This window comes from Microcoleus sp. T2B6 (genome assembly GCF_036700475.1).
Taxonomy (GTDB): Bacteria; Cyanobacteriota; Cyanobacteriia; order Cyanobacteriales; family Microcoleaceae; genus Microcoleus.
Map to the genome: position 1 here is coordinate 1 of NZ_JAUBOZ010000174.1, position 5,385 is coordinate 5,385.

Here is a 5,385-nt window from a genome sequence, read left to right on the forward strand (position 1 = left end):
CTTGACTGGGGTAGGCACGGGGAGTAGGGGTAGCACTACCCCTACATATTTTTACAAATGATTCAGGATTGCTATATCAACTATCAACTATCAACTAACTACTCATCATCATCAAAAGCTTGACTGCCGCCGCCAACTGCAACTAAATCAATTTGCTGGCGGTAGTAATCAACACTCTTGACTTGAACTTCTACCCGATCGCCCAAACGGTACTGATTGCGGTTTTTGCGACCCACTAGAGTTTGCTGGCGCGATCGATACTCGTACCAGTCATCCTTTAGCGAAGAAACGTGCACCAATCCCTCAACTCGCAGGATGTCACTCTCCGGCGGCCGCACCTCAATTTCCACAAAGAAACCGTAAGACTGCACACCTGTAATCAAACCCTGGAAAGTTTGACCGGTGCGTTCTTTCATCAATCCGGTTTTCTTCAATCCCTGCAAATCGCTTTCGGCATCCTCAGCAACTCTTTCGCGTTCGGTTAGATGTACTACTACCGATGCAAACTCCGTCTCAAATTCGTGGTGCAAATCTGGCGGGAGAACATTCCAAGTAATTTGACCGTGACAGGAGGAATGGTGCAAGTCAACTTTTTCCTTAGCCCGTGTTGTGCGGCTGCTGCGGCCTTGCTCGAACACCGCTTGCAACACCCGCAGTACCAGCAAATCGGCGTAGCGGGAAAGTGGCGAAGTGCAGCGCGTGTAACCCTCTGACAGTCCCAAACCGAAGTGTGGCTTGGGAGTTGTGCTGTAAACAGCGGGCTTCATGGTGTCTTCTAGCAGGTAGGTGAGAACTCTTTCGGACTTAAGGCCGGCAAACTGCTGGGTAAATCGCTGAAAGTCCAAGGGCAAAACTTCTTCTTCGGTTTCGAGATACAGTTCGCCTCCGAGGTTGTTGGAGAGTTTGATGAACTCTTGAATGTCTGCCGGGTCTGGCATCGGCTGGACGCGGTAAATTGCTGGGACTCCCAAGGCTTGCAGGTGAGTGGCGACGGCTTGGTTGGCAAGTACCATCAACTCGGAGACAGCCGACTGGGCGGGGGGAGCCGTTGCAAAAGCTCCTAATTCGCCTTCGTCGTCGAAGTGAGAGTTAGCATCGGGCAAATTTAGTTCAAAAGCTCCTCGCTTGAGCCTTGTCTGTCTGGCAGCCTGTGAGGCGGCACCGAGTTGATCTAGGAAAGGACGGAGGGCGGAGGATAAAGGGTGCTCTTCGGCATCGCCTGGTTCGAGAATTGCTTGAGCTTGCTCGTAGGTGAGGTGGTAGTCAATTTGAATGACGCTGGTTTGAATCTCGTATTCTAGGAGTTCTCCTGATTGGTCGAGGGTGAGCAGTATGCTGAAGGCCAGCCGTTCGCTGTCTGGCAGGAGGGAGCAGCGCTCGTTGAGGGTTTCTGGCAGTACGGCGATGATTTTTTCTCCCAGATGGGCGGCGGTGCCTCGCTTGCGGGCTTCGCGGTCGATCGGGGTTTCTGGCTGCACGTACTCGGCGGCATCGCTGATGTGGATTCCTATTTGCCAGCGGCCGGGCTTTAGGGTTTCGATCGACAAAGCGCGTTCCACTGGCGGATCGGAGAGGAATGATGTCGGATCGAACTCGTTTTCGCCTCCTCCTTCGGAGAGATTTTCCTCCTGGGATCGAGGGGTATCGTTTTCGCTGTTGCTTGTTCCCGGTTCGTTTTTGCTGAAGCTAACAGTCAGAATGTTACGCAAATCTAGGCGTTTTTTGATGTCGGTTTTTTTGACTTTGCTGGGCAAATTTTCGGCTGCTTTGATGACTGCGGCGGGGAACGATCGCGGCAAGTCGTGTTTGCAGCATACGATGTCGAGGTCGTCAGCGGCTTCGGCGTCGGAACCGAGTACCTGTACTACTTTGCCGACTGGCCGATGGGTGCCGAGGGGGTAGCGTTTGACTTCGACGTGTACTAGGTGGTCGATCGCCTCTTGGAGATTTGTGCCGTTTGCGAGCAAGTCTAGTTCAAACAACAGGCGATCGTCCAGGGGGATTGCTCTGTAGCTGACGCGGCCGGTGGGGGTGGCGGTTTGCTTGACTCGCGCGAGTACCGAGGGGTTGGCGCGTTCGAGGATGAGCATGACTTCGCCTTCGGGCGATCGGCGGCGACTACCTTCTTTGATAATTTTGACTAAGACTCGATCGCCATTCCAAGCTGTCGAGAGGTGACTTTCCCGCACATAAACGTCTTCTGAGCCTTCGGCGTCTTGAATTGCAAAGCAAAATCCTTTGCTCGAACAGCGCAGTTTTGCTTCTACTACGTCGTCTTCAGCTACTCGGCGATAGCGGCCTTTGTCTTTGACTAATATGCCAATTTTCTCTAGAGCTTCTAATGCGATTTGAAGTTTGAGTTGACTGGTGGCGTCGTTGCAGTCGAGTTTTTTCTCCAATGCTTTAGGAGCCACTAATTTGTCTTCTGTAAAATTTGCCAGCAGTGCAGCGATAGAAAATTCCATGTAGCGATCGATCCTCTTGTTTCCAGCAATTAGTCTAATTTTGGCGAAATCAGCCGCACCCCCTCGGGCCCAGGGCTGTTTCATTCTCAGAAAAACCAGGGTTTTGTAGGGGCGGTGCGACCCCTACTCCCCGTGCCCGCCCAGCCCATAGACGAGCGGGTCGGGGTTTCAGATATGGGGGCAACCACGGGGGGATTGCCCCTACAAGAGAATGAATCAGCCGCACCCCCTCGGGCCCTCGCAGTGCCTGCTTCCCAACAAATGCGCGGGTTAATAGGTGGAGACGCGAGCACAGCCACCTTGTTTGATCGCGAGGTTTTTTTGAGATTCTCTCCCGACACCGGCTTCGTGCGAATTGTCTGCTGTCTGTCTTGAACTGACTGCTGACGGTGCAGACAACTGTCCCGCACGCTATTCCCCAATACAATTTTTTAGCGTTGGTTTGTTTGCTTTTAGGTCAGCAGCGCCGAGCACTTCGCAAATTAGAAAGCCCCTGTCGGTTCTTAAAAGATGGCTCGATACTGAAAGCGACGGCTTGAGTCGAGGATGAGCCGATGGAGGCATGGAGAGGGATAAAATTTGCATTTCTTCCTTCTACCTTGTTCCTTCTGCCTTGTTCCTTCTTCCTTTTGAAGTGCCTCTTGCTTCTTGCTTTAGCAAAGAATTTACCGGATCTTTAAGGCAAAATTGCTAGTAGCTCGCTGCTGCGATGCCCCTGTTTTTTTGCACGCGATCAGTCCTTGCGGACGGAGGTGCAACGAGCGGGTCGGGAGCAATCTGTGCTGTAGAAAGTGCAGGTACACAAAACCGGAGACTTTTACTACTTTTGCTTAGTTGCTGTGTCATCTCCTATAGGTAGAAATGACGCCCGGTGCTTGTTAGCTTAAACTGCCGGATGTGGGATGGGGTTTAGTGGCGTGTAAGGTTGCGCGGATGATTCACCTTTAATTTATTGTATGTTGAATAGGTGCTTTCAGAAAATTGTTTTCTCTGAGCTGTTGTTGAGCCAAGCGTGACCTGGGGTAATTTTAAAAATTTTCGCGATCTCTGGGACGATCGAGCTTGCGGAGTCGCTTTCTGTTAAGCTGTTGGGCATTTCAATTGTCTTTTTGGGCGGGTGTGACCGAAAGCATCCAGGATACAAGCCCCCGGATTGATCCGTCCAGAAATAAAAAACCTGTATCCGATAAAGGAGCCCCCGAATTTATCCGTGGGGTCAATGCTTAAATCTAAAATCTAAAATCTAAAATCTAAAATCGATTGACGCCCAACCCCTACTCCCCGCAAGAATTTCATCAAACTTGTCTGTAAGAATGAGAAGCACCTGGGCTTACACGATCGCCCTCACGTTTTCAACAAATGTTGAAGAATCAAGCAACTAATGCGTGGTTGTGTACTAAACTTAACTACCAGCCGGGAAGTCCCTCGGTATATTTAGAGGGGATTAATCTGAGCGCTGGGCCCCGTACCCCGTTGGGAATTACGCCCGCGTGATCAAAGGCTCGTCGGGTGTAGGTACCCAAAGCGACAATTATTCTTTTATAGCCCAAGATGATCTGGAAATACTCTGATACTATATTAGCAAGTGGGGGTGGAACTACCTCACTATAAAAAGCCTTTGAAAAAAAGGAAAAAGAAGCCTGCGGTCTAACTGTACTCAGTTGACCGTCAGGTTTGTTCACGTCATAAGCCCCTTCTGGTTTCGGGGTCAAAAAACTATGTTTGCTGAATTTCGCGCCCTTTATCCCGCTGGACAGTTAATTTGTGAGTTGCTGACTGTTCATCACGGTAAGTTTGTTGTTCGCTGTATGGTTCAGGTTGACGGCAAAACTCTGGCTACGGCTATGTCGGCTGCTGAGTCTGTTGAGGATGCTGAAGACCGTGCCCGGTTGCGAGCGATCGCTGTTCTTGGATCTGCTGCGCCCGATCGTGCGATCGTGAGTGTTGATCCGGCTCCGGTTGCTCCGGTTGCTCCGGTTGCTTCGGTTGCTGCTGTTCCCCCTCCTCCTGCCGTTTCCCCGGTTGCTGCTGTTGCCCCTCCCCCTCCTCCTGCTGTTCCGGTTCCTGTTGGGCCGACAAGTGTACCTCTTCCGGTTCTAGAAATGCCTGTTGCTGACAAATTGCCTGAATCACATCAAAGCAATTTTGTCAAGACTGAAGCGAAATTAAATGAAGAGCCGATCGCACCTGTACCTGCACCGCTGCCGCCAACGGTCGATCGCGTCGAGGCTACTGGGTTTGTACCAAAGCAGTTAGACTCAGACGCTTGGCTTTCTTCTAGCTACGGCGAACCACTTCAGGAACTGGAGGTGCCGACTTCTAGCCAAAGTGAACTGCTACAGGGTGCGGCCGAAGTCAGGGAATTGCAACCGATCGCAGTGGGAATCCCCAGCGATGCGATCGAGGATAATTCTGATACGATCGCCCAAATAGACGCCATCCTCAAACGCCTGCAATGGAAGAAAAAACAGGAAAGCGACTGTCTCGAACACAATTACGGCAAGTCGTCGCAGAGAGAGCTTTCTAGCGAACAGTTGGTAGATTTCCTAGAATATCTGGAAATCTACAGCAGAACTACTGAGGAAATCAAGCGGTTGGGCTGGACTCCCAACCAAGGAAAAGATTATCTCAAACAAGGTTATGGCAAAGAAGCGCGGCACTTCTTAAATCGAGAAGAATTGTTCGACTTCCTGCAATATCTCGAATCTTTGCCCTAGTAATTCGGCAACAAAACAAGGCGCTGGAGGCTATTAGATTAAAGAAACCGGGTTTTTTACAGAGATTAAGGTTGAGAACCAAAGATTAGGGTAAAAAACCCGGTTTCTCGCCCCCCGTTGCTCCCGGATTAAAGAAACCGGGTTTTTTACAGAGATTAAGGTTGAGAACCAAAGATTAGGGTAAAAAACCCGGTTTCTCGCCC

The 5,385-nt window shown here is 50.7% G+C and carries 2 protein-coding genes; one reads left to right on the forward strand and one right to left on the reverse strand.

Going from position 1 to position 5,385, the window contains the following annotated elements; genetic code table 11:
• Positions 1-98 precede the first annotated feature (98 nt).
• Complete coding sequence (locus QUA00_RS35265) at positions 99-2,465, reverse strand: ribonuclease R family protein (protein ID WP_333413174.1); 2,367 nt, start codon at positions 2,463-2,465, stop codon at positions 99-101.
• Positions 2,466-4,183: 1,718 nt separating this feature from the next.
• Between QUA00_RS35265 and QUA00_RS35270 the strand changes: the two genes are divergently transcribed.
• Positions 4,184-5,182, forward strand: a complete 999-nt coding sequence (locus QUA00_RS35270) for a hypothetical protein (RefSeq protein WP_333413176.1) — start codon at positions 4,184-4,186, stop codon at positions 5,180-5,182.
• Positions 5,183-5,385 lie beyond the last annotated feature (203 nt).

Bases quoted from the DNA above. Each gene is read 5' to 3' on its own strand.
- QUA00_RS35265 (WP_333413174.1), bottom strand. From the start codon at position 2,465: ATGGAATTTTCTATCGCTGCACTGCTGGCAAATTTTACAGAAGACAAA.
- QUA00_RS35270 (WP_333413176.1), top strand. From the start codon at position 4,184: ATGTTTGCTGAATTTCGCGCCCTTTATCCCGCTGGACAGTTAATTTGT.